Here is a 22512-nt window from a genome sequence, read left to right as displayed (position 1 = left end):
GACCATGGCGACGGGGCTGCCCAGGGAAGACATCTGGTTTGCCTTGCGCTGGCGCAGGCTTTGGGCTGTCCGCCGCGAGGGCAACATCGCCATGGCGAAATATGCCGGAGCGACGGTTCTCTCGGCTTTTGCCGGCATCCTGCTGATGGCCTTCGTCAACCTTTATGTCGGCGTCGCTTGCTTCGCCATTTGCTTTGGCCTGTCCTTCTGGTGGCTCAAGGCCCTGCAGCGTCAGCACACCGATTACACCATCACTTACGACGACTATTTCAGAGAAAAGAACAATGCTTGAGATCAAGAACCTGCATGCCCGCATCGTCGATGACGGCACCGAAATCATCCGTGGCTTGAACCTGACGGTGAAAGCCGGCGAGGTCGCCGCCATCATGGGTCCGAATGGCTCGGGCAAGTCGACGCTGTCCTACATTCTCGCCGGCCGCGAGGATTACGAGGTCACCGAAGGCGACATCCTCTACAACGGCCAGTCGATCCTTGAAATGGATCCGGCCGAGCGCGCCACGTCAGGCATCTTCCTGGCCTTCCAGTATCCGATGGAGATACCGGGCGTTGCCACGATGGAATTTCTGAAAGTGGCGATGAACGAGCAGCGCAAGGCGCGTGGCGAAGAGCCGTTGAAGATCCCGGAATTCCTGAAGCGGGTGAAGGAAGCCGCCGCCTCGCTCAGCATGGACATGGCGATGTTGAAGCGGCCGCTCAATGTCGGCTTCTCTGGCGGCGAGAAGAAGCGCGCTGAGATACTGCAGATGAAGTTGCTGGAGCCGAAGCTTTGCGTGCTCGACGAGACCGATTCCGGCCTCGACATCGATGCGCTGAAAATCGTCTCCGACGGCGTCAACGCTTTGCGTGCGCCGGACCGTGCGTTCCTGGTCATCACCCACTACCAGCGGCTGCTCGAACACATCGTGCCCGATACCGTACACGTGCTCTACAAGGGCCAGGTCATCAAGTCCGGCGACAAGTCGCTGGCGCTTGATCTGGAAGCCAATGGCTATGCCGGCGTGATCGGCGAAGCCGCTTGAGATGCCAGGGGCCAAGCTGATGAACATGCACCCGACACCCCAGCGCACGCAGGCCGAAACGGCGCTTATTGACGCGTTCGGCGAGCGGCTGTCGCTGCTGCCGGGCGACGGCGCGGTGATGCTGAAGCGCGACGACGCCATCGAAACGATCAAGCACGGCCTGCCGACACGCCGCGTCGAATCCTGGCACTACACCGACCTGCGCCGGTTGTTGAATTCGGTGCCGGATTTCGATTCCGCCGCCACGGCCAAAGCCATCGCGCCGATCGTTGAAGGCTCTGACGTCTTGCCGGTGCTGAACGGCGTATCGAGCGCCAAGGTGCAGGCCCAGGACGGCGTGACCGTTCAGCGTCTGTCGGAAAAGCTCACCGACGGCAGCATCGCACCAGGGCTCGATCCCTATGGCAGCGACGACGCCATTGGCGCGTTGAACACGGCCTTCGTTGCCGACGGCTATTTCGTCGACATCGCCGATGGCGCCGAATTGGAAAAGCCGGTCGAATTGCAGAACCTGCAGGCCGGCGGCCAGACCCATGTGCGCCTGGCCGTCCGTGCCGGCGCTGGTGTCAAGGCAACCATCGTCGAACGCCAGACCGGCGAAGGTGCCGCGCTGGTGAGTTCGGTCAGCCAGCTTGTGCTGGGCGAGGGTGCCGACGTGACGTGGCTGATCATCCAGGAGCAGCCCGAAACGGCAACGCATCTTGCGCAGTTTAAAGCCCATATTGGCAAAAACGCGAAACTGACGGTGTTCTTCATGAACGCGGGCGGCAAGCTGGTGCGCCAGGAGATCGTGGTGAAGACTACGGGCGAAGGCGCCGACTTCAAGCTGCGCGGCATCAACCTGCTGGCTGGCGACAGCCATGCCGACGTGACCATGGTGCTCGACCACGCCGTGCCGCATACGACCTCGACGGAGATCATCCGCAACGTCGTCACCGGCAAGGCGCGTGGCGTTTTCCAGGGCCGCATCAACGTCCATCAATATGCCCAGAAGACCAACGCCAAGATGGCCTGCAACACGCTGCTTCTGTCCGACGATGGCGAGTTCTCGACCAAGCCGGAACTCGAAATCTTCGCCGACGATGTCATCTGCGGCCATGGCGCGACGGTCACAGAGATCGACCACGACCATCTGTTTTATCTGATGGCGCGCGGCGTCGACGAGAAGAGCGCGCGCGGCCTTCTGGTCAAGGCGTTCGTCGCCGAGGTGATCGAGGAACTGGACGACGAGGCGATTGTCGAGGCGCTGGAAGCACGGCTCGACGACTGGTTCGTGGCACACGGGTGATCTGATGAACGCACCGGGCAAGATCGGCGATTTTTACGACGTTGAGGCAATCCGCCGCGATTTCCCGATCCTGTCGCGGGAAGTCTACGGCAAGCCACTGGTCTATCTCGACAACGGGGCCTCGGCGCAGAAGCCCCAGGCGGTTCTCGACGCCATCCAGCACGCCTACAGCCAGGAATACGCCAACGTCCATCGCGGCCTGCATTTCCTGTCAAACGCGGCGACCGACGCCTATGAAAAGGCCCGCGAGACGGTGCGCCGTTTCCTCAACGCGCCAAGCACCGACAACATCATCTTCACCTCGAACACGACCGCGGCCATCAACACCGTTGCCTACGGCTATGGCATGCCCAACATCGGCGAGGGCGACGAGATCGTGCTGTCGATCATGGAGCATCACTCCAACATCGTGCCGTGGCATTTCATCCGCGAGCGGCAAGGCGCCAGGCTGGTATGGGTGCCTGTCGACGATCTCGGCGCTTTCCACATCGAGGATTTCGAAAAGAGCCTGACCGACCGCACCAAGCTCGTCGCCATCACCCAGATGTCGAATGCGCTGGGCACGGTGACGCCGATCAAGGAGATCGTGCGCATCGCGCATGCGCGCGGCATTCCAGTTCTTGTCGATGGCAGCCAGAGCGCCGTGCATATGCCGATCGATGTGCAGGATCTCGACTGCGACTTCTTCGTCTTCACCGGCCACAAGGTCTACGGACCCTCGGGCATCGGCGTGCTCTACGGCAAGAAGAACATTCTGGAAGGCATGCGCCCGTTCATGGGTGGCGGAGAGATGATCGAGGAGGTGACGGAAGACATCGTCACTTACAACGACCCGCCGCACCGCTTCGAGGCCGGCACGCCGCCGATCGTCCAGGCGATCGGGCTGGGTGCCGCACTCGACTACATGGAAAAGATCGGCCGCGAGCGCATCGCGGCGCATGAGGCCGATCTGAAGGACTACGCCCACGAGCGGTTGCGCAAGATCAACTCGCTGCGCATTTTTGGCGATGCCCCAGGCAAGGGCGCGATCATCTCCTTCGAACTTCATGGCATCCATGCCCATGACGTCTCGATGGTGATAGACAGGCAAGGCGTTGCCGTGCGGGCCGGCACGCATTGCGCCCAGCCGCTGTTGAAACGCTTTGGCGTAACATCCACATGCAGGGCATCGTTCGGCATGTATAATACCAGGGCCGAAGTTGATGCCTTGGCCGAGGCGCTGGAAAAAGCGCGCAAGTTTTTTGGGTGACGATCATGGATGATGTGAGTATCGCTGCCGAGACCACGCCGGAAACCGCGCCCAATGCGCTGGTGTCGGGGTCAGCAATTCCCGCCGATGAACTGGCGCGGCTGACCGACGATATCGTCTCGGCGTTGAAGACCGTCTACGACCCGGAAATTCCGGCCGATATCTATGAGCTCGGCCTGATCTACAAGATCGACATCGAGGACGACCGCTCGGTCAAGATCGACATGACGCTGACCGCGCCTGGTTGCCCGGTTGCCGGCGAAATGCCCGGCTGGGTCGAGAATGCCGTCGGCGCCGTCGAAGGCGTCTCCGGTGTCGAGGTCAACATGACTTTCGATCCGCCCTGGTCCGCCGACCGCATGTCGGAAGAGGCGCAGGTCGCGGTTGGCTGGTACTAGCTTCGGGCCGCGAGAGTGCGGGTTGGCACACTTGCACCTGACAGAAAACTTCACCATTTTAGGTGAAGACTCATTCCACGGGCCTTGAACCCGCGCGAAAGTGGAGAATGACATGGGACGCTTTGCCGTCATCACGATGACCGAAAAGGCCGCTGACCGGGTGCGCGAGATCGTTGCCACGCGTGACAGCGCGCATGGCATTCGCCTCGGCATCAAGAAGGGCGGCTGCGCCGGCATGGAATACACGGTCGACCTTGTGACCGAGCCCAATCTCAAGGACGATCACATCGAGCGCGATGGCGCCCATGTCTATGTCGCCCCGGAGGCCGCTCTGTTCCTGTTCGGCACCGAGATGGATTTCGAGCAGACGACGCTGCGCACAGGCTTCACCTTCCACAACCCGAACCAGAGCTCGGCTTGCGGCTGCGGCGAATCGGTTGAGCTGAAGCCGGCGGATCTGAAGGCGCTGGCCGAGGCACGCGCCTCCGCCTGAGCAAGAACGGCGCGCTTTAGTCGACCCACATCCCGGTTCGTTTGTGCCAATCGGCGATTGATTCTTCCGGGTAGACCTCGAAGGCTTTGTCGCCCTTGCGAATCTCGGGTTCCACCCAGTTCGCCTTGTATTTCAGCATGAGGTGCACGCGTTCCGGAGGGGTTGGCAGATCGCTGTCGATCGCCGAGGCGAAGGGATGCACCAGATCCGGCCATGTCGGGTCGTAAAGCCAGAGCGCCGAACCGCATTTCCGGCAGAAATTCCGCTCGCCCGACGAGATCTCGCAATGCGGATGCTCGTCATCCTCGATCTTGGCCCGGTAGACCCCAAGGCTTCTCTTGCCCCTTATGTTCAATGTCTCGTTGTCGGCACCGAGATTGATGGCGAAGCCGCCGCCGCCCTGCTGCTTGCGGCAGATCGAGCAGTAGCACAGCATGAACGGCACCGGCGTGTGGCTCTCCACTTCGAAACGGACGGCATTGCAGCGGCAGGAACCCTTGAGCAGGACGGCCATGGCGGGAAACTCCGATCGATCCTCTTTCAACCTGTCAGCATGATTTTGGTTGCGGCGATGACAAGGCGGCATCGCGGTGGCATGGTCGCGGCATGGACAATGAGCGCATAGAAGAACTCTTCCAGAGCCTTGGGCCGGTCAGCATCCGCAAGCTGTTTGGCGGCAAGGGCATTTACTGTGATGGCGTCATCGTCGCTATCGTGCTGCGCGGCGAGTTGATGCTGAAGGCGGATGAACAAAGCGCGCCTGATTTCGAGGCCGCCGGCTGCAAACAATGGACCTATACCGGCTCACGGCATGGCAAGCTTGTCTCAATGCCTTACTGGAGCATTCCCGACGCCGCGTTCGACGATCCCGACGAAATGGAGGTCTGGGCGCGCCGCGCCTATGAGGCTGGGCGGCGAGCCGGCAAATAGGGTGCCTACAAAGCCTTTGCGATCCGTGCCGCCAGCCGCGCGTTGTTTTCGACCAGCGCGATGTTCGTCTTCAGGCTCCTGCCGCCGGTCAGTTCGAGAATTTTCCCCAAGAGGAACGGCGTCACCGCCTTGCCGGTCACGTTGAGCGCCTCGGCGGCCTTCTGCGCCGCTTCGATGTAGCCCGCCATCTCTCCAGCCGGGATCTCATGGTTTTCCGGCACCGGGTTGGCGATCAGCACGCCACCGCCGAGGCCGAGTGCCTGCCGGGTCTTGTAGAAATGCGCGATCTCTTCAGGCGTGTGCAAGGTCAACGGGGCGCGGAACTGCGAGTGCCGCGACCAGAAGGCCGGCATCGTCTCGCAGCCATGGCCAACCACCGGCACACCGCGCGTCTCCAGCACTTCCAGCGTTTTCTCGATGTCGAGGATGGCCTTGGCGCCGGCCGACACGACGATGACCGGTGTACGCGCCAACTCATCAAGATCCGCCGAAATATCAAAACTTTTTTCGGCACCCTTGTGCACGCCGCCGATGCCGCCCGTGGCGAACACCTTGATGCCAACCATATGCGCGGCGATCATCGTGGCGGCAACCGTGGTGCCGCCGGTACGGCCGTGCGCGACCGCGAAGCCCAGATCGGCGCGCGACAGCTTCATCGCATCGCCCGTCATGGCCAGCGACTCGCGCTCGCCGTCGGAGAGGCCGATCTTGATGCGGCCGCCAACCACGGCGATCGTCGCCGGCACGGCGCCCCCATCGGCGATGATCTTCTCGACATTGGCCGCCATGGCGCCATTGTCGGGGTAGGGCATGCCGTGGGTGATGATCGTGCTTTCCAGTGCTACCACTGGCCGCCCGGCGGCCAGCGCCGCAGCTACGGGCGTATGGATGTCGATGAAGGGGCGAGCGGTTTCTGGTGTCATGGGGTTTCTCCGTCCGGTGCATTCCCGTCAGGGAAACAACACCAAGTCATTTTGCCGGTGTCATGGCATTTCATCAGCGTGCGGCACAAGGGCCAGCGCCTCGGTGAAGGTAGCCGCCGAAAAGTCGGGAACTGCATCGGCACTCTCGATGGCTAGTGTCGCCGCACCCACACCTTCCCGCAGCGCGGCGCGCAATGGTACGCCACGCAGCAAGGCCGCGACGGTCGCGCCGGCCAGTGCGTCGCCGGCGCCGGTGACATCGGCGACCCTCCTTGGCGCCGGCGGCAGGATGGTGAAGGCGCCGGCTTCGTCAAAACCGAGCAAGGGGCCATCGCCCGCCGTCACGACGCCGCTTTTCAGGCCGCTGCACCTCAAGCCGTCGACGATCTCCCGTTCCGTTGCTTTCTCGTTGACGCCGGCCAGCACCATGGCCTCGCGCCGGTTCATGAAGACAAGCACCAACTCACCCAGAATGGGGATCAGCCGCACGACCTTGGCCGGTGAGATGGCGATGGCAAATATCGGCTTGCACTTGGCGAGCGTTGCCAGCCGCTCCAGCGCCGAAGCCGGCAGATTGGCATCGCACAGCACCGCTCCGGCCGAATGCACAGCCTCGCGCACCTTGGAGCGCCGCATCTGCTTGGGGAAAGCCAGGTCGTACAGCGCCATGTCGGCGAACCCGACGATCAGTTCACCGTCACGGTCGATCAGCGCCGTGTAGCTGGGGGTCGTCCGGTCGAGAAACACCACCGACAGATCGGTAATACGTGCCTCGGTGATGGCGCGCGAAACCGTATCGGCAGCGGCATCGCCGCCGCGCACGGACAGCAACGACGCCGAGACACCGCGCCGCGCGATGGTCCGCAGCGCATTGAAGACACCGCCGCCGACATCTTCGCGCATCGTGCCGGGATTGGATGCGGCCGGCACATAGGGGCCGGAAACCTGGCCGCGCCGATCGATATGGGCACCGCCTATCGCCAGGATGTCAGGGGATTTCACCATTCTGGCGATATGCCTTTGTTAATTGCCCGGCACAAGCGATAGGCTGTGTGGCGAGGCTCGGCAACCGGGGAAGCGATTCGGTTGGCGGGCACGAGGACCCTGTGCGGCATGTAAGCGAATCTGCTCACGCCGTGTTTCATGAAACGAAAAAAGAACAAACGCCGATATTGATTGTTTTTCAGATATTTGACCCCTCTTGCCAAACGAGAACAAAAAAGGTACAAATTGGCAGGGATTACGGATTGTCCGGCCTTCATTGACGACCAAGGGGTGATGTATCATGGCTCAGAATTCTTTGCGGCTTGTAGAGGACAAAGCGGTGGACAAATCAAAGGCTCTGGATGCGGCGCTGTCGCAAATCGAGCGGGCTTTCGGCAAAGGCTCGATCATGCGGCTCGGCGCGAACGAGCAGGTCGTCGAGATCGAAACGGTACCGACGGGCTCGCTTGGCCTCGACATCGCGCTCGGCGTCGGTGGCCTGCCGCGCGGCCGCATCGTCGAAATCTACGGGCCGGAAAGCTCGGGCAAGACGACGCTGGCGCTGCACACGGTGGCAGAGGCCCAGAAGAAGGGCGGCATCTGCGCCTTCGTCGACGCTGAACATGCGCTCGACCCGGTCTATGCCCGCAAGCTTGGCGTCGATCTGGAAAACCTGCTGATCTCGCAGCCTGACACGGGTGAGCAGGCGCTGGAAATCTGCGACACGCTGGTGCGCTCCGGCGCCATCGACGTGCTGGTGGTCGATTCGGTCGCGGCGCTGACGCCGCGTGCTGAAATCGAAGGCGAGATGGGCGATTCACTGCCGGGCCTGCAGGCCCGCCTGATGAGCCAGGCGCTGCGCAAGCTGACCGCCTCGATCTCACGCTCCAACACCATGGTCATCTTCATCAACCAGATCCGCATGAAGATCGGCGTCATGTTCGGCTCGCCCGAAACCACGACCGGTGGCAATGCACTGAAATTCTACGCCTCGGTCCGCCTCGACATTCGCCGCATCGGCTCGGTCAAGGACCGCGATGAGGTCGTCGGCAACCAGACCCGCGTCAAGGTGGTCAAGAACAAGCTGGCGCCGCCCTTCAAGGTGGTCGAGTTCGACATCATGTATGGCGAGGGCGTCTCCAAGACCGGCGAACTGGTCGATCTCGGCGTCAAGGCCGGTGTGGTCGAGAAGTCGGGCGCCTGGTTCTCCTACAATTCGCAGCGCCTCGGCCAGGGCCGCGAGAATGCAAAGCTGTTCCTGCGCGACAATCCTGACACGGCGCGCGAGATCGAACTGGCGCTTCGGCAGAATGCCGGCCTGATTGCCGAGAAATTCCTCGAGAATGGCGGCTCCGAAGGCGGCGATGACGGCTTCGAGGATGAAGCCGGCGCCATGTAGGAAACCGATCATGGCCGGAGTTCGGCCATAATCCGAGTTTATCATCTCTGGCTTATGTAATCGAGTTCTGTAGTACCGCGTTCTGAACCGCCGGCCTCTGTGCCGGCGGTTTGCGTTTCAGGCCACTGGCAACGCCCGCGAATTGGTCCAATTGCGTGTTTCTGGACAGGGTGCGAAGCGGCGGCTAAAAGGCCAACTCCATCTTCTTAAAAACGCAGAGCCCATACTCCGCCGGCCAAGCTGGCGGCTCTCTCGAAAAGGCAGCATTCATGAGTGGCGTGAACGAGATCCGGTCGACATTTCTCGACTATTTCCGCAAGGAAGGCCACGAGGTCGTCGCCTCGAGCCCGCTTGTGCCGCGCAACGACCCGACGCTGATGTTCACCAACGCCGGCATGGTGCAGTTCAAGAACGTCTTCACCGGCCTGGAGAAGCGGCCCTATTCGCGCGCCACGACCGCGCAGAAAAGCGTGCGTGCCGGCGGCAAGCACAACGATCTGGACAATGTTGGCTACACCGCCCGCCATCTGACCTTCTTCGAGATGCTCGGCAATTTCTCCTTTGGCGACTACTTCAAGGAACGTGCCATCGAGCTTGCCTGGAACCTGATCACCCGCGAGTTCGGGCTGAAGAAGGACAAGCTGCTGGTCACCGTCTATCACACCGACGAAGAGGCGGCCGGGTTCTGGAAGAAGATCGCCGGTATTTCCGACGATCGGATCATTCGAATCGCGACGTCGGACAATTTCTGGGCAATGGGCGACACCGGGCCTTGCGGACCGTGTTCGGAAATCTTCATCGACCGCGGCGAGCACATCTGGGGTGGCCCTCCCGGCAGCCCGGAGGAAGACGGCGACCGGTTCCTCGAATTCTGGAACCTGGTCTTCATGCAGTATGAGCAGGTCACGAAGGAAGAGCGCGTCGACCTGCCACGTCCGTCGATCGACACCGGCATGGGGCTGGAGCGCATGGCGTCCATCCTGCAAGGCGTCGAAAGCGTCTTCGAGACGGATCTGTTCCGTCATCTGATCGAGGCGGCATCCTCCGCGCTCGGGCGCGGCCCGGACAAGGAGACGGTCGCGTCCTACCGGGTCATTGCCGATCATCTGCGTTCGTCCTCCTTCCTGGTGGCCGACGGCGTGCTGCCGTCGAACGAAGGCCGTGGCTATGTCCTGCGCCGCATCATGCGCCGCGCCATGCGGCACGCGCAGTTGCTCGGCGCCCGCGACCCGCTGATGTGGCAGTTGGTGCCGGCGCTGGTGCGCGAGATGGGCCAGGCTTATCCGGAGCTGGTACGCGGCGAGGCAATGATCACGGAGACGCTGAAGCTTGAGGAGACGCGTTTTCGCAAGACGCTGGTGCGCGGTCTCGGTCTGCTGTCCGAGGCAACGGAAAAACTCGGCGCCGGCGACATGCTGGATGGCGAGACGGCCTTCAAGCTCTACGATACCTACGGTTTCCCGCTCGACCTGACGCAGGACGCGCTGCGCCAGCGCAACATCTCGGTCAACCTTGCCGGCTTCACCGATGCGATGGAGCGGCAGAAGACCGAGGCGCGCGCGCATTGGGCTGGCTCCGGCGAGGCGGCGACAGAAACGGTCTGGTTCCCGGTTCGCGAGAATGCAGGCGCCACCGAGTTCCTCGGCTACGAGACCGAGCAGGCCGAGGGCCTCATCCAGGCGCTGGTCAAGGACGGCAAGACCGTCGACAGCGCCGGCAAGGGCGACACGGTTGCGGTGGTCGTCAACCAGACGCCGTTCTATGGCGAGTCCGGTGGCCAGATGGGCGATGCCGGCGTCATTTCGGGCGAAGGCTTCTTGATCGAGATTTCCGATACGCAGAAGAAAGCCGATGGCCTGTTCGTCCACCTCGGCAAGGTGACCAGCGGCACCGCCAAGACGGGATCCGCCGTCGAACTGAAGGTCGACCATACCAGGCGCTCGCGGCTGCGTGCCAACCATTCGGCCACGCACCTGATCCACGAGGCGCTGCGCGAAGTGCTGGGCACGCATGTGGCGCAGAAGGGTTCGCTGGTCGCGCCCGAGCGCCTGCGTTTCGACATATCGCACAACAAGCCGATCTCGTCCGACGAACTCGAGGTGGTCGAGCGCATGGCCAACGAGATCGTCGTGCAGAACAGCCCGGTGACAACGCGGCTGATGTCGGTCGACGATGCCATCGCCGAAGGCGCCATGGCGCTGTTCGGCGAGAAATACGGCGATGAAGTGCGCGTCGTGTCGATGGGTAGGGGCCTGCATGGCGCCAAGGCCAACCGGCCCTATTCGGTTGAACTCTGCGGCGGCACGCATGTCAGGTCGACAGGCGATATCGGTCTGGTGCGCATCGTGTCGGATGGCGCGGTTGCGGCCGGCGTGCGCCGCATCGAGGCGCTCACGGGTGAAGCCGCGCGCAAGTACCTCGACGAGCAGGATCGGCGCCTGAAATTGGTCGCGGCGACATTGAAGATCTCGCCCGCCGATGTGCCGGCCCGCGTCGAGGCATTGCTTGACGAGCGCAAGAAGCTTGAAAAGGAGCTGACCGAAGCGCGCAAGAAGCTGGCGCTGGGTGGCGGCGCTTCTGCTGGCGCGCTACCTGAGAACGAGATTGTGGCCGGCGTCGGCTTCCTCGGCAAGGCGGTTTCCGGTGTCTCGCCGAAGGACCTGAAGCCGCTGGCCGATGCCGGCAAGACGTCGCTCGGCTCCGGCGTCGTTGTCTTTGTCGGCGCTGGCGAGGACAACAAGGCAAGCGTCGTCGTTGCCGTCACGGACGATCTTGTCGGCCGCTTCAGCGCCGTCGATCTGGTGCGCGTTGCCTCGGCCGCGTTGGGCGGGCAGGGCGGCGGCGGACGGCCTGATATGGCGCAGGCCGGTGGCCCCGACGCCTCCAAGGCCAATGACGCCATTGCCGCGGTGAAGGCCGCACTGGAAGCAGCCTGATCGCGCCCATCCCGATTGTATCGGGATCGGACAGGCTCTCTGTCGGCAGTAGGAAAAGGTCCGCTTTGGCGGGCCTTTTTTGTTTGTCCCCTTTGGACGGCAAGTCAGCAGGATTTGTCAAATCCGGCTATGGTTGTGTCCGCTCGAACGGTTTGCATGAAGGCTCTACATGAACGGCGACACGGCATGGGCAGTCTATGAGACGCGCCTGAGAAGGGTTTCGGCTCATATCCATGATCATCTCGACGAGGATCTCGATATGGACCGCCTTGCCGATATCGCCTGCCTGTCGAGCTATCACTGGCATAGGATTTATCGAGCAATCTACGGCGAGACGTTGGCGGCCACGGTCAAGAGACTACGGCTGCATCGTGCGGCCGGCGAGATTGTCGAGACGAATCTGAGTGTCGGCGACATTGCGAAACGTTCTGGCTATCCCAACGTCCAGTCGTTCAACCGGATATTCAGGTCGGTCTACGGCATGCCACCGGCGCGTTATCGGAAGGAAGGAAGCCATCGGCTCTTTGACCCAACGTCTCACGGAAAGGCTTCCAGAATGTTCGATGTTTCACTACGCAAGCTCCCCGAAATGCATCTTGTCGGGGTCGCCCATTCGGGCTCCTACATGCAGATCGGCAAAGCGTTCGAGCAACTCTTCGGTACGCTCTATGCGCGCGGGCAAGGCAACCCCGGCATGCGCATGATCGGTGTCTATCTGGACGATCCCGACATCGTCGCGACCGACAAGCTGCGCTCTTACGCCTGCGTTGCCGCCGACGCTGGCCTGTCGCTGGCGGCGCCGCTTGAAAGCAAGGAGATCGATGGCGGCGACTATGCGGTTCTGCGGCACAAAGGGCCCTATGCCGAGATGCATAAGGCCTATGCATGGCTCTACGGCGAGTGGCTGCCGAAATCCGGCCGCCGGTTGCGCGAGACCGTGATGTTCGAGGAATACCTCAACAATCCGCGCGATGTCCCGCCAACGGAATTGTTGACCGAGATCAATTTGCCGCTGGTGTGACCCTCGCGCCTCCGAACGATCGGCCCCGGCCGCTCTAGCGGCTGGGTGCTGTCTCGGCTCAGATGAAACCCTTGCCGCCGGTGTATTTCTGGCGCAGCCGGCCGCTCAGCCACTTGTAAAGTGGCCTGTCGCGCCGGCGGTGCAGAAAAACGGTCTGGCGAAACGGCGCATCGTCAGACCCTTGCGTGTACCACTCGCCAAATTGTGAGGGATCGCGAAAAAGCGCTGCCCCTTGCTGCTTCGCCAGAATGGTCAGTACCGACTGATCGTGCCGGTGATCGACGAAGTCTGGAAGGTTTGGAAGGCCGTGGATGTTGGGCATGTCCGTCAAGCGTGCCTCGCTTGCCATAGCCTGCGCCAGCAGCGACACGAAATGCCGCGCTTGCGGCCCGGTGCGGTAGAGTTGCACGCCAGCCGCCAACTGCGGCAGCGCCCAGAATTCCTCGGTATCCGCGTCCATTTCAATGAAGCAGTCGCGTTTGGTCCATTTGCCTTGCCGCATGATGTCGGTCATCACGAAAAGGCATACGGGATGCCGTTCTGTGAGCGCGATCATCGGTGCGGGATCGGCAATAAAGGTCAAGGCAGCATCGGTGTAGAGGATGGGCGTTCCGTCCGGCACCTTGTCCATCATGTCCAGGATGATAAACGGCTTCCAAAGCCAGTACCCGGCGCCACGCGGCGCTGACATGATCGACGGGTATTCGCGCGCCAGATCCAGCACGATTGGATGCACCGGCGTGTAGAGATGGCTATCGAGTCCGAACCGGCGCGCGGTTTTTTGAAGAAGCTTGCTGGCTTGCGAGAATTTCGGCGTCGCGAAACTCACGTGAACCGCGCGCATCATTCCGCCTTTTGCGTGCGACCGAAGCTCGGGCGTTGGTTCATGCGTTCCCACCACGCCTGGATGTCGGGAAATTCGGCCAGCAAGGTCTGTCCCTCGGCGACCTTGACGAAATAGCCGATGATCGGGGCGGCATGCAGGTCGGCCAATGTGAGCTGGTCGCCCAGCAGCCATGGGCCAACGGCCTTCAGCGTGGTGAGCACACCAAGCACGGTTGCGGCCTGCCGCAGTCCGCCGGCGATCAGGACTCCATCCGGTTCCGGCTTCTCCAGCCGCTCGACGGCGACGTCCCAGACCATGGCCCGATAGGCATAAGCATCGAGCAGGCCGATGATCTGGTTCATGGTTGCGCGGGCGCGGGCGTCCGTCGGCTGCAGGGCAGGGCCGGCAAATCCTTCGTCGACATAGCGGGCAATCGCGCTGGTCTCGAACAGACGAAAGCCATCATGTTCGAAGGCTGGAATGCGGCCAAATGGGTGGTGCGCGCCATACCAGGCCGGCGCGCCACCTTCCGCGAAGATATCGACCGGTACGAGCTCGTAGCCGATACCTTTTTCCTCAAGCGCAAGCCGGACGATGCGCACATAAACGCTATAGTCCGCGCCATAGACGACCGGCTTGCCCATGTTGTCCCTCGCGATCGTGGCGCCTTATGCCATCGCCTTCTGCAGGTTCTCGTCGATCTTGTCGAGGAAACCGACGGTCGAAAGCCAGGGCTGGTCCGGGCCGATCAGCAGCGACAGGTCCTTGGTCATGAAGCCGGACTCGACCGTCTGGATACAGACTTTTTCCAGCGTCTCGGAGAACCGCTTCAATTCGGCATTGTCGTCGAGCTTGGCGCGATGCGCGAGGCCGCGCGTCCAGGCGAAGATCGAGGCGATCGAATTGGTCGAGGTTTCCTCGCCCTTCTGGTGCTGGCGATAGTGGCGGGTGACGGTGCCGTGCGCGGCCTCGGCCTCGACGGTCTTGCCGTCCGGCGTCATCAGCACCGAGGTCATCAGGCCGAGCGACCCAAAGCCTTGTGCCACCGTGTCGGACTGCACGTCGCCATCATAGTTCTTGCAAGCCCAGACATAGCCGCCCGACCACTTCAGGCTGGACGCCACCATGTCATCGATCAGGCGGTGTTCGTACCAAAGCTTCTTCGACTTGAACTCGGCTTCGAATTCAGCCTCGTAGACTTCCTGGAAGATGTCCTTGAAGCGTCCGTCATAAGCCTTGAGGATGGTGTTCTTGGTAGAGAGATAGACCGGATAGTTGCGCAGCAGGCCGTAGTTCAGCGAGGCCCGTGCGAACTCACGGATCGACTCATCAAGATTGTACATGGCCATGGCGACGCCGGCGCCGGGCGCATCGAACACCTCGTGCTCGATCACCTTGCCGTCCTCGCCGACGAACTTGATCGTCAGCTTGCCCTTGCCGGGAAAACGGAAGTCGGTGGCGCGGTACTGGTCGCCAAAGGCGTGACGGCCAACGATGATCGGCTTGGTCCAGCCGGGAACCAGGCGCGGCACGTTCTTCATGATGATCGGCTCGCGGAAGATGGTGCCGCCGAGAATGTTGCGGATGGTGCCGTTCGGCGACTTCCACATCTTCTTCAGCTTGAATTCCTCGACGCGCTGCTCGTCGGGAGTGATGGTCGCGCATTTCACGCCGACGCCGTATTTCTTGATGGCGTTGGCCGAATCGATGGTCACCTGGTCGTTGGTGGCGTCGCGGTGCTCGATGCCGAGGTCGAAATATTCAAGCTTGAGGTCGAGATACGGGTGGATCAGCTTGTCCTTGATGAACTGCCAGATGATGCGGGTCATCTCGTCGCCGTCGAGTTCGACGACCGGGTTCGCCACCTTGATCTTCGCCATGGAAAGATTGCCTCGTTGCTGGGATTGGAACGGCCTTGCCAGCATGGCGTTCGGCCGGGGATGCGGCCCGTATATCAAAGCATTTTTGGCCGCGCAAACGGCGATCCATCCACCGGTGGACGCCAATGCTTATTCGCCAATGCTTCATTTCCGCGCCTGAATGTGGCAGGGGATGCTGAAATGCCGCAAACAACGGTTCCTTGACCATCATGACAGCCATCGAAGACGCCAATTCAGCTCCCGCCGCCGGCCCGGCGATCATTCTGGTCGAGCCGCAGCTTGGCGAGAACATCGGCATGGTCGCGCGCGCCATGGCCAATTTCGGCCTGTCGGAACTGCGCCTGGTCAATCCGCGTGATGGCTGGCCGAGCGAAAAGGCGCGCGCCGCCGCAAGCCGCGCCGATCATGTCATCGACGCGGTCAAGGTATTTGACGATCTGGCCTCGGCGCTCGCCGACCTGAATTTCGTCTTCGCCACCACGGCCAGACAGCGCGACGGCTTCAAGTCAGTGCGCGGCCCGGTCGAAGCAGGCAGGATGCTGAGAGCCCGCCATGGCATGGGTCAGCGCACCGGCATCCTGTTCGGCCGCGAACGCTTCGGCCTCTACAATGATGAAGTTGGCCTCGCCGACGAGATCGTCACCTTTCCGGTCGACCCCGACTTCTCCTCGCTCAACATCGCCCAGGCGGCCTTGCTGATGTCCTACGAGTGGATGAAGTCCGGTCTGGAGGATGAAACCAAGACCAATTTCACTGGCCCCGAGATGAAGCCGGCAAGCAAGGAAGAACTGCACGGCCTGTTTGCCTATCTCGAAGGCGCCTTGGAGGCGCGCGGCTATTTCCGTCCGGCGCCGAAGAAACCGAAAATGATCGACAATCTGCGTGCCGTGCTGACTCGCGCCGGCTTCGCCGAGCCAGAACTGAAGGTGCTGCGCGGCATCATCTCGTCACTGGACAGGTTCTCGCCGGCCATGCCGCGCGGCGATGGCTCGCCGGGCGATGATCCGAGACGGCTGCCGGCCGCCGCCGCGCGTGCCAAGAAAGCGGCGGAAAAAGACTAGGTTTCCCCAACGTTACCAGTAACCGAATTTTATTCGATTTGCCCCATTGTCCCGAAAACGATGGGTCCTCGAATGTTTACTTCAAATATCGGGCGTCTCCGCTTCTTCTCCTATTCAGCGGCCCTGCTGGTGGTGGAAATCGTAGCGATTGTCTTGTGCATCGCTGGAACCATCGGCTTCATGGGATTGGTCAACTCGAAACCCGGCTCATCCCGGGAAGGGATGGCCGCGGCGATCCTGTTGGCTTCGCTGGTGCTCGTCCTGCTGCGTGGCAACATTGCCTGGCGCCGGAGCCGTGATGCACGGGGCTCTCGATGGATCCTATGGTCCTACATCGTCTTTTCAGCCCTCTACGCGGTTCTGCAGGCGGGCACGATCCTCGTGATCGATTTCAACAATCCGGACAGGCTCTCCGGCGGCCTCAATCTGCTCGGCTTCAGCATTCTTGGCCTGTGGGTCACTCTTCTCGTCGCCAAGCCCGCCGGCGTCGACATCAAGGAACTGACATCGGTTTTTGATTTCGATGACCATGACGCTCCCGCACTCAGCGCCATGAAGCAAAAGGTCTACGCGTCGCCGGCCGCCGGCGCGTCCGCGCAGGTTTTCGCCCCTCTGTCGCGCGCAGCTCCAGCGCCGTCACGACCGGCGATTCCAGGCAATGGCCGGCCGCGACCCGGCGGCTTTGGCAAGCGCGGCCTGGTCTGAGGATCGGGGCGGGCATTTCGTCACTTCAAGGCCATGATCGTTGCCGATAGAAGCATCGTGGCCGGTTTGGCCTTCTCGAACTGATCAGTCTTGCAGGAAACATCCCCGTGACATCAAACCACCGTCCGATCCTGATGTTCGATTCCGGCATCGGCGGGCTTACCGTGTTGCGGGAAGCGCGCGTGCTGATGCCGGACCGCCGCTTCGTCTATGTCGCAGATGATGCTGCTTTCCCCTATGGCGCGTGGGAGGAACCGGCCCTCAACGCCCACATTCTTGGCCTGTTCGGTGCATTGCTGGATAAATTCCAGCCGGAAATTTCCGTCATTCCCTGCAACACGGCCTCGACGCTGGTGATCGATGCACTGCGTGAGAAATTCCCCGGCCATCCCTTTGTCGGCACGGTGCCGGCCATCAAGCCAGCGGCTGAGCGCACGCGTTCCGGGCTTGTCTCGGTGCTTGCAACGCCGGGCACAGTGAAGCGTCAATACACGCGCGACCTGATCAGCAAATGGGCGCAGAAGTGCCATGTCCGGCTGGTCGGTTCGGATCGGCTCGCGCCATTGGCCGAAATCTACATGCGCGAGGGATTTGTCGACGAGGAGATCGTTCGCCACGAGATCGCGCCGTGCTTTGTCGAGAAGGATGGCGCCCGCACCGATATCGTCGTGCTCGGCTGCACGCACTATCCGTTCCTGGCCAACCGCATGCGCAAGACCGCGCCCTGGCCGGTCGACTGGATTGATCCAGCCGAAGCCATCGCCCGCCGGGCCATGTCATTGTTAGCGCCGGTCGATGGGCCGCTGCCTGAAGGCGAGCCCGACATTGCTGTCTTCACTTCGGGTAAGGTGGATTTCGCCACCAGCCGGCTGATGCAGGGTTTCGGATTGAGCACGCGCTAACGCATCTTCAGCGCAATGCATTTTAATCGGCGCTTGGTATCGCGATGGCTGGCCGATCGCTTACGGAACGTCCGCCGCTCAGACAGGCGCGACAGGTTCGAAGACGATGCTGCGTTGATCTGGATCGGCCGAAACCAGTTTTAGTGTCAACCCATCGCCCTGGCTGAACCCGGTGGCCTTCACGTTGGCAACGACGGGTATGTCTGAAAGCTGAACGCGCACGCCATGGTCGGCGAAGTCGGTGACGACAGCCTGGAACGTCTCGCCTTCGCGTCCCTTGAGCATGACCGCCTCGGCAAGGTCGATGGCGGCGTGGTTGATCTGCGAAGCACGGGCGTCCGCGCGCCCCATCACCTTCGGCAGCCTGGCGAACCCGTCAGTGACAGCCTGCGGTACCGGCTGACCGTTGGCGATTGCCAGCGCGCAGCGTACGACGTAGCGGTCGGCCAGCCGCCTGAGCGGTGCGGTGGCATGCGCATAGGTCGCAGCCATCGCCTCATGCCACGGAACGACGCCTTCCTCAAAGGGTTGGTAGGACGCGCCGGAGCCGGCATGGCGGATTTCCAGCATCAGTGCTGCCTGTTGCTTGTTGCCCGGATCAAGGGTCCGCTGGTAGTCACGCAAGCTGGTCGTGGCTGGCCAGGACAAGCCAAGAGCCTGCGCCGCGTTGCGCAGTCTTTGCACCTTGGAAGCATCCGGCGGCGCCATCACGCGGAACAATCCCGTCCGGTGTGCCAGCATGGCGTCGGCGATCGCCATATTCGCGGCCAGCGAAAGCGCGGCGTTGTCCTTCTCCGACTGCAGCAGCGGTCTGAACGAAAGCTGGTATCCGCCGTTGGCGAGCCTTTCTACCTCCTGCTCGGGCGGGTCGACGCGGGAGGCGCCACGGCGCTCTTCGTTTTCCGCCATGCGCCGCGCCATTTCGCTGAAGTCCGCCGGAAGGTCAGAGGCCTGCACGCTGTCATAGGCGAGCTTGGCGCGGCTTTGAATGATGGCCCGCTCCGCGCCGTCCAGCTTTACCGCTCCGTCCTCGCCGACCCGAACCGTGAAGATGACGGCTGGGCGCGGCCCATCGGGCAACAAACTCGCGGCACCCTCGGCAAGCGTCGGCGGGTAGAGCCCCGCCTTGCCGTCGGGCAAGTATAGGGTCTCACCCCGCGTCCAGGCTTCGGTGTCGATCGCGTCGCCGTCCTCGACAAACCAGGCCACATCGGCAATGGCATAGTGCAGGAGCAGGTCGGCGCCGCTCGCCTCGATCGAGAAGGCCTGATCGAGATCTGTCGAGGCCGCTGGATCGAGTGTGACGAAGGGCATCGCGGTCCGGTCGGCATGCTGGTCGGGCACGCGCTTGGCTGCCGTCTCCGCCAAGGCCATCACGCCAGGCGGAAATCCATCCGGCACGTGGAACTCGGTGCGGATTTTCGAGAGGCCGATGGCGAGTGCTTGCGAAGGATCGGTCAGCGATTTCATCCAGCCGTCCTACACCGGGGTTCCAGACTCGGGAAGGCTGCCAGCGAGAATCGTCAAGGCCGGGCACCAAAGCGGCCGGCACCGGGCAGACCAATGGCCGTGTCCGCGCCCCGCTGGAACTGCCGCCGAGGCGCGGCGTTTATCCCGCAAAGCGAAGGAGAAACGACATGCCAGCCACTTCGAAAGCCCAACAGAAAGCCGCCGGCGCGGCCTTGTCCGCCAAACGTGGCGAGTCGAAGAAGAGCGAGCTTCAAGGCGCATCCCGTGAAATGTACGAGTCCATGAGCGAAAAGCAGCTTGAGGAATTCGCCGAGACCAAGCGCAAGGGGCTGCCGGAGAAGAAGTCGAAGGACTGAGCCTCTGCCGGCAGCGCCCGATGAGCCTGGTCAGTAGCCGAGCGTGAAGCGTTTGCCGGTGTGTTGCGGCGTTTCGGCTTCATTGATCAGTGCAACCGCCAGATCCTCGACCGAAATGTGGCTTTCGCCCTTGGCATCAAGCACAGGCTGGTCGCCACCAAGCCGGAATTCTGCAGTGCGGTCGCCAGGTGCCATATGTGCCGCAGGGGAAACGAAAGACCATTCGATATCCTTCTCTTTGCGGATTTCGGCGAGCGCGTCGCGTGCGGCGCGGGCACCATCCCGATAGGCATCGGGAAAATGCGGCGAATCGACAAACTGGCTACCATCCGGCGCGTGCAGGCTGCCGGCTCCGCCAACGACGATCAGGCGAACGCCAGCGGCCTTGGCCGCTTGCACGATCGCCCTCGATCCATGGAGGTGCTTGTCATAGATATCCGGATCGCCCCAGCCGCCATTGAAGGCGGAAATGACCACGTCGTGGCCAGCAAGCACTGAGCCGAGTTGTTTCGCGTCAGACACGTCGGCCTTGATGGCGCTGACGCCGGCCTGCGGAGCCAGCTTGTCCGGATTGCGCACGATCGCGGTGATCGAATGGCCGCGCGCGATGGCTTCCTTGAGCACGGCGGCGCCGACAAAGCCGGATGCGCCGATAAGAGCGATTTTCATTGATATCTCCTGCGTTTTCCGCTGCTTGGATCGAGGGGAGGCGGATATGATTTGTAATCTGGTTATTGACAGTAACTATGTAGCTGCTATCGCCAGTGTGCAAAAGAAGGCATGATTTCATAAGCAGGTTACCCCGGAGGAACCGCATGAACGCAAGACCGAGCGACCCCATTCCGGTGCTGCATGCCCATCCAGGCTTCGAGTGGGACGGCAGCGGCAGTTGTCCGGTTCGTTATGTCCTGGACCGGGTTGGCGACACCTGGAGCCTGCTGGTCATCATCAACCTTCAGGAAAAGCCGACGCGCTTCAACGCGCTGAAGCGTTCCATAGAAGGCATTTCGCAGCGCATGCTCACGGTTACGCTGCGCTCGCTCGAACGCGACGGCTTGGTGACGCGCACAGTGCGTCCGACAACGCCGCCGGAAGTGGAATACGCACTGACCGACCTCGGCCAGTCGATCGCGGTTCCCGTCGGAGCACTCGGCGCCTGGGCCGCCAGGAATCGCGACAAGCTTGCGCATGCCCGCGCATCATTCGACGCCGACGGTGGCCCCATTGCAAAATAGGCCCGCGACGGATCGCGGGCCTATGGAACTCTTGCGGTTTTCGGGACATGGAAGCTGCCCGGGTTTCGGTTGAGCTACCAAATGCGATGGCAGCGCCGTACCTTGCGGATGATCACTTTGCGATGACCGTGCCGCCACACAACTCTCTTTGTCACGATGATACGGCAGACTTGCTTGTGTCCATGCCAGTGCCGCGCCATTGCCGGCTCCGGCGCCACCGCCATCGAACCTGCAAGCACCGCTGCGCCTGCCAAGGTAAGGAAGAACTTCTTCATCTTAAGTCGGGCTCCTCTAGCTCCAGTCCCTTCCTGATGCCGTTGGCGCTACCTCCCGCCATATCCGGCACCGCATCAACGTGGAAAACGTTATATGGTTGCCTTGCGCGGCGCCACTCACAAGCTTGACACCGGTTAAATCTCCGTTTAACGAACCGCCAACACCGGGCAGCGATGTCCGGTGGTTTCTTTTTGTATGCCAAGGTCAAGTTTGTATGCCAAGGTTTGGCGGACCAGTCTTCCGACCTTGTTTGAAATGACGTGTCCCGTGGGTTTTCCGCCGCGTTGCGTGGGAAAACCCTGTCAGGTCTCGAAACGGAGGCCAGAGGAGGGCGCGTTTCCTTCACCCGGACCATGAGGTTCCGGGTGTGTTGTTTTGAAAGGGAATGCGATGAGCAAGCGCGAATCCGCGAAGTATAAGATCGACCGCCGTCTCGGCGAAAACATCTGGGGCCGCCCGAAGTCCCCGGTCAACAAGCGTGAATACGGCCCCGGCCAGCATGGCCAGCGCCGCAAGGGCAAGCTTTCCGATTTCGGCCTGCAGCTGCGCGCCAAGCAGAAGCTGAAGGGTCACTACGGCGACGTTTCGGAAAAGCAGTTCCGCAAGGTGTATGAAGAGGCGGACCGCCGCAAGGGCGACACCTCCGAGAACCTGATCGGCCTGCTCGAGTCGCGTCTCGACGCGGTTGTCTACCGCTCCAAGTTCGTGCCGACCATTTTCGCGGCGCGTCAGTTCGTCAACCACGGCCACGTCAACGTCAACGGCAAGCGCGTGAACATCGGTTCGTACCGCTGCAAGCCGGGCGACGTGATCGAAGTTCGTGAGAAGTCGAAGCAGCTGGTGATCGTTCTGGAAGCGGTCGGCCTGGCCGAGCGCGACGTGCCGGATTACATCGAAGCCGATCACAACAAGATGGTCGCGACCTTCTCGCGCATCCCCGGCCTGGCGGACGTTCCGTTCGCCGTCCAGATGGAACCGAACCTGGTCGTCGAATTCTACTCGCGTTAATCGAACGCGGTTGCGACAAAATCCAAAGGCCGCCGTCGAGGCGGCCTTTTCTTTTGTGCTCTCGTATTCCCGGTTGAAGGCTTGCGCCGCAGAAATCGATTTCGATTTTCGGGTCGATGCGGTAATCCGGGC

The 22512-nt window shown here is 61.9% G+C and carries 25 protein-coding genes; 16 read left to right on the top strand and 9 right to left on the bottom strand.

Going from position 1 to position 22512, the window contains the following annotated elements:
* Nucleotides 1-4: 4 nt before the first annotated feature.
* The 6 genes from GA829_RS24080 to sufA all read left to right on the top strand — a co-directional run bounded on the left by GA829_RS24080 (nt 5) and on the right by sufA (nt 4468).
* Entirely contained in the window at nt 5-292 is a 288-nt protein-coding gene (locus GA829_RS24080; protein WP_195175094.1) for a hypothetical protein, read from the top strand.
* On the top strand, nt 285-1040 hold the full coding sequence (gene sufC / locus GA829_RS24075; RefSeq protein WP_027037001.1) for a Fe-S cluster assembly ATPase SufC: 756 nt from the start codon (nt 285-287) through the stop codon (nt 1038-1040). Before GA829_RS24080 ends, sufC begins: the two co-directional genes overlap by 8 nt.
* A 19-nt stretch (nt 1041-1059) precedes the next feature.
* Entirely contained in the window at nt 1060-2328 is a 1269-nt protein-coding gene (gene sufD, locus GA829_RS24070) for a Fe-S cluster assembly protein SufD (RefSeq protein WP_195175093.1), read from the top strand.
* Between the two features lie 4 nt (nt 2329-2332).
* A complete protein-coding gene (locus GA829_RS24065) occupies nt 2333-3577 on the top strand; it encodes a cysteine desulfurase (protein WP_195175092.1) in 1245 nt (414 codons plus the stop codon).
* 5 nt (nt 3578-3582) lie between these two features.
* The gene (locus GA829_RS24060; RefSeq protein WP_136618766.1) at nt 3583-3975 is read left to right on the top strand and encodes an SUF system Fe-S cluster assembly protein; all 393 of its coding nucleotides are present in this window, start codon (nt 3583-3585) and stop codon (nt 3973-3975) included.
* 112 nt (nt 3976-4087) lie between these two features.
* Nucleotides 4088-4468, top strand: coding sequence for a Fe-S cluster assembly scaffold SufA (sufA, locus tag GA829_RS24055; RefSeq protein ID WP_195175091.1), 381 nt, complete (start codon nt 4088-4090; stop codon nt 4466-4468).
* Between the two features lie 16 nt (nt 4469-4484).
* Here sufA and GA829_RS24050 read toward each other — a convergent pair whose 3' ends face one another.
* A complete protein-coding gene (locus GA829_RS24050; protein ID WP_195175090.1) occupies nt 4485-4982 on the bottom strand; it encodes a GFA family protein in 498 nt (165 codons plus the stop codon).
* Nucleotides 4983-5074: 92 nt separating this feature from the next.
* Here GA829_RS24050 and GA829_RS24045 point away from each other — a divergent pair, with 92 nt between their 5' ends.
* The gene (locus GA829_RS24045; protein ID WP_195175089.1) at nt 5075-5398 is read left to right on the top strand and encodes a TfoX/Sxy family protein; all 324 of its coding nucleotides are present in this window, start codon (nt 5075-5077) and stop codon (nt 5396-5398) included.
* Between the two features lie 5 nt (nt 5399-5403).
* Here the strand turns inward: GA829_RS24045 and GA829_RS24040 are convergent, their stop codons facing one another.
* Together GA829_RS24040 and GA829_RS24035 are read right to left on the bottom strand one after the other, a co-directional pair.
* Nucleotides 5404-6321: a pseudouridine-5'-phosphate glycosidase gene (locus GA829_RS24040; RefSeq protein ID WP_195175088.1), complete on the bottom strand. Its 918-nt coding sequence runs from the start codon at nt 6319-6321 to the stop codon at nt 5404-5406.
* 60 nt (nt 6322-6381) lie between these two features.
* Nucleotides 6382-7326 (bottom strand): carbohydrate kinase family protein, encoded by a 945-nt coding sequence (locus GA829_RS24035; protein ID WP_195175087.1) that lies wholly within the window; start codon nt 7324-7326, stop codon nt 6382-6384.
* Nucleotides 7327-7606: 280 nt separating this feature from the next.
* Between GA829_RS24035 and recA the strand changes: the two genes are divergently transcribed.
* The 3 genes from recA (at nt 7607) to GA829_RS24020 (ending at nt 12661) form a co-directional block, all read left to right on the top strand.
* Complete coding sequence (gene recA, locus GA829_RS24030) at nt 7607-8704, top strand: recombinase RecA (RefSeq protein WP_008875470.1); 1098 nt, start codon at nt 7607-7609, stop codon at nt 8702-8704.
* 269 nt (nt 8705-8973) lie between these two features.
* Nucleotides 8974-11640 carry an alanine--tRNA ligase gene (alaS, locus tag GA829_RS24025; RefSeq protein ID WP_195175086.1) on the top strand — a complete coding sequence of 889 codons (2667 nt, stop codon included), beginning with the start codon at nt 8974-8976 and terminating at the stop codon, nt 11638-11640.
* Between the two features lie 169 nt (nt 11641-11809).
* Nucleotides 11810-12661 carry an AraC family transcriptional regulator gene (locus GA829_RS24020; RefSeq protein WP_195175085.1) on the top strand — a complete coding sequence of 284 codons (852 nt, stop codon included), beginning with the start codon at nt 11810-11812 and terminating at the stop codon, nt 12659-12661.
* A gap of 58 nt (nt 12662-12719) precedes the next feature.
* Here the strand turns inward: GA829_RS24020 and GA829_RS24015 are convergent, their stop codons facing one another.
* From GA829_RS24015 to GA829_RS24005, 3 genes are read right to left on the bottom strand one after another with little or no spacing between them, the layout of a single operon-like run.
* Nucleotides 12720-13505, bottom strand: coding sequence for a hypothetical protein (locus GA829_RS24015; protein WP_195175084.1), 786 nt, complete (start codon nt 13503-13505; stop codon nt 12720-12722).
* Nucleotides 13505-14131, bottom strand: coding sequence for a glutathione S-transferase family protein (locus GA829_RS24010; RefSeq protein WP_195175083.1), 627 nt, complete (start codon nt 14129-14131; stop codon nt 13505-13507). Before GA829_RS24010 ends, GA829_RS24015 begins: the two co-directional genes overlap by 1 nt.
* A 24-nt stretch (nt 14132-14155) precedes the next feature.
* Nucleotides 14156-15367, bottom strand: coding sequence for an NADP-dependent isocitrate dehydrogenase (locus GA829_RS24005; RefSeq protein WP_195175082.1), 1212 nt, complete (start codon nt 15365-15367; stop codon nt 14156-14158).
* 209 nt (nt 15368-15576) lie between these two features.
* Between GA829_RS24005 and GA829_RS24000 the strand changes: the two genes are divergently transcribed.
* The 3 genes from GA829_RS24000 (at nt 15577) to murI (ending at nt 18035) form a co-directional block, all read left to right on the top strand.
* Nucleotides 15577-16428 (top strand): RNA methyltransferase, encoded by an 852-nt coding sequence (locus GA829_RS24000; RefSeq protein ID WP_195175081.1) that lies wholly within the window; start codon nt 15577-15579, stop codon nt 16426-16428.
* Nucleotides 16429-16500: 72 nt separating this feature from the next.
* Nucleotides 16501-17133 carry a hypothetical protein gene (locus tag GA829_RS23995; RefSeq protein ID WP_195175080.1) on the top strand — a complete coding sequence of 211 codons (633 nt, stop codon included), beginning with the start codon at nt 16501-16503 and terminating at the stop codon, nt 17131-17133.
* A 134-nt stretch (nt 17134-17267) separates the two neighbouring features.
* Complete coding sequence (gene murI, locus GA829_RS23990; protein WP_219738841.1) at nt 17268-18035, top strand: glutamate racemase; 768 nt, start codon at nt 17268-17270, stop codon at nt 18033-18035.
* A 78-nt stretch (nt 18036-18113) separates the two neighbouring features.
* On the opposite strand, the gene GA829_RS23985 is transcribed toward murI, so the two are convergent.
* Nucleotides 18114-19505 (bottom strand): RNB domain-containing ribonuclease, encoded by a 1392-nt coding sequence (locus GA829_RS23985; RefSeq protein WP_195175079.1) that lies wholly within the window; start codon nt 19503-19505, stop codon nt 18114-18116.
* A 167-nt stretch (nt 19506-19672) separates the two neighbouring features.
* Here GA829_RS23985 and GA829_RS23980 point away from each other — a divergent pair, with 167 nt between their 5' ends.
* Nucleotides 19673-19861, top strand: coding sequence for a DUF3008 family protein (locus tag GA829_RS23980; RefSeq protein WP_195175078.1), 189 nt, complete (start codon nt 19673-19675; stop codon nt 19859-19861).
* Nucleotides 19862-19891: 30 nt separating this feature from the next.
* On the opposite strand, the gene GA829_RS23975 is transcribed toward GA829_RS23980, so the two are convergent.
* Entirely contained in the window at nt 19892-20530 is a 639-nt protein-coding gene (locus GA829_RS23975) for an NAD(P)-dependent oxidoreductase (protein ID WP_195175077.1), read from the bottom strand.
* Between the two features lie 146 nt (nt 20531-20676).
* On the opposite strand from GA829_RS23975, the gene GA829_RS23970 reads away from it, so the two are divergent.
* On the top strand, nt 20677-21096 hold the full coding sequence (locus GA829_RS23970; RefSeq protein WP_195175076.1) for a winged helix-turn-helix transcriptional regulator: 420 nt from the start codon (nt 20677-20679) through the stop codon (nt 21094-21096).
* Nucleotides 21097-21170: 74 nt separating this feature from the next.
* Here GA829_RS23970 and GA829_RS23965 read toward each other — a convergent pair whose 3' ends face one another.
* On the bottom strand, nt 21171-21371 hold the full coding sequence (locus tag GA829_RS23965; RefSeq protein ID WP_195175075.1) for a hypothetical protein: 201 nt from the start codon (nt 21369-21371) through the stop codon (nt 21171-21173).
* Between the two features lie 391 nt (nt 21372-21762).
* On the opposite strand from GA829_RS23965, the gene rpsD reads away from it, so the two are divergent.
* A complete protein-coding gene (gene rpsD / locus GA829_RS23960; protein ID WP_140769216.1) occupies nt 21763-22380 on the top strand; it encodes a 30S ribosomal protein S4 in 618 nt (205 codons plus the stop codon).
* Nucleotides 22381-22512 lie beyond the last annotated feature (132 nt).

Origin of the sequence: Mesorhizobium sp. INR15, assembly GCF_015500075.1 — a bacterium.
In the GTDB taxonomy this organism is placed as follows: domain Bacteria; phylum Pseudomonadota; class Alphaproteobacteria; order Rhizobiales; family Rhizobiaceae; genus Mesorhizobium.
The sequence above is the reverse complement of the archived record's forward strand: the minus strand, read 5'-3'. Positions and strand labels throughout refer to the sequence as shown.

Excerpts from the sequence above, each read along its gene's own strand:
- GA829_RS24020 (WP_195175085.1), top strand. The coding sequence starts at position 11,810 with ATGAACGGCGACACGGCATGGGCAGTCTATGAGACGCGCCTGAGAAGG.
- GA829_RS24065 (WP_195175092.1), top strand. The coding sequence starts at position 2,333 with ATGAACGCACCGGGCAAGATCGGCGATTTTTACGACGTTGAGGCAATC.
- GA829_RS24060 (WP_136618766.1), top strand. The coding sequence starts at position 3,583 with ATGGATGATGTGAGTATCGCTGCCGAGACCACGCCGGAAACCGCGCCC.
- GA829_RS23970 (WP_195175076.1), top strand. The coding sequence starts at position 20,677 with ATGAACGCAAGACCGAGCGACCCCATTCCGGTGCTGCATGCCCATCCA.
- GA829_RS23980 (WP_195175078.1), top strand. The coding sequence starts at position 19,673 with ATGCCAGCCACTTCGAAAGCCCAACAGAAAGCCGCCGGCGCGGCCTTG.
- rpsD (WP_140769216.1), top strand. The coding sequence starts at position 21,763 with ATGAGCAAGCGCGAATCCGCGAAGTATAAGATCGACCGCCGTCTCGGC.
- GA829_RS24005 (WP_195175082.1), bottom strand. The coding sequence starts at position 15,367 with ATGGCGAAGATCAAGGTGGCGAACCCGGTCGTCGAACTCGACGGCGAC.
- alaS (WP_195175086.1), top strand. The coding sequence starts at position 8,974 with ATGAGTGGCGTGAACGAGATCCGGTCGACATTTCTCGACTATTTCCGC.
- GA829_RS23985 (WP_195175079.1), bottom strand. The coding sequence starts at position 19,505 with ATGAAATCGCTGACCGATCCTTCGCAAGCACTCGCCATCGGCCTCTCG.
- GA829_RS24050 (WP_195175090.1), bottom strand. The coding sequence starts at position 4,982 with ATGGCCGTCCTGCTCAAGGGTTCCTGCCGCTGCAATGCCGTCCGTTTC.
- sufA (WP_195175091.1), top strand. The coding sequence starts at position 4,088 with ATGGGACGCTTTGCCGTCATCACGATGACCGAAAAGGCCGCTGACCGG.
- murI (WP_219738841.1), top strand. The coding sequence starts at position 17,268 with ATGTTCGATTCCGGCATCGGCGGGCTTACCGTGTTGCGGGAAGCGCGC.
- GA829_RS23975 (WP_195175077.1), bottom strand. The coding sequence starts at position 20,530 with ATGAAAATCGCTCTTATCGGCGCATCCGGCTTTGTCGGCGCCGCCGTG.
- sufC (WP_027037001.1), top strand. The coding sequence starts at position 285 with ATGCTTGAGATCAAGAACCTGCATGCCCGCATCGTCGATGACGGCACC.
- GA829_RS24045 (WP_195175089.1), top strand. The coding sequence starts at position 5,075 with ATGGACAATGAGCGCATAGAAGAACTCTTCCAGAGCCTTGGGCCGGTC.
- GA829_RS23995 (WP_195175080.1), top strand. The coding sequence starts at position 16,501 with ATGTTTACTTCAAATATCGGGCGTCTCCGCTTCTTCTCCTATTCAGCG.
- recA (WP_008875470.1), top strand. The coding sequence starts at position 7,607 with ATGGCTCAGAATTCTTTGCGGCTTGTAGAGGACAAAGCGGTGGACAAA.
- GA829_RS24010 (WP_195175083.1), bottom strand. The coding sequence starts at position 14,131 with ATGGGCAAGCCGGTCGTCTATGGCGCGGACTATAGCGTTTATGTGCGC.
- GA829_RS23965 (WP_195175075.1), bottom strand. The coding sequence starts at position 21,371 with ATGAAGAAGTTCTTCCTTACCTTGGCAGGCGCAGCGGTGCTTGCAGGT.
- GA829_RS24040 (WP_195175088.1), bottom strand. The coding sequence starts at position 6,321 with ATGACACCAGAAACCGCTCGCCCCTTCATCGACATCCATACGCCCGTA.
- GA829_RS24035 (WP_195175087.1), bottom strand. The coding sequence starts at position 7,326 with ATGGTGAAATCCCCTGACATCCTGGCGATAGGCGGTGCCCATATCGAT.
- GA829_RS24015 (WP_195175084.1), bottom strand. The coding sequence starts at position 13,505 with ATGCGCGCGGTTCACGTGAGTTTCGCGACGCCGAAATTCTCGCAAGCC.
- sufD (WP_195175093.1), top strand. The coding sequence starts at position 1,060 with ATGAACATGCACCCGACACCCCAGCGCACGCAGGCCGAAACGGCGCTT.
- GA829_RS24080 (WP_195175094.1), top strand. The coding sequence starts at position 5 with ATGGCGACGGGGCTGCCCAGGGAAGACATCTGGTTTGCCTTGCGCTGG.
- GA829_RS24000 (WP_195175081.1), top strand. The coding sequence starts at position 15,577 with ATGACAGCCATCGAAGACGCCAATTCAGCTCCCGCCGCCGGCCCGGCG.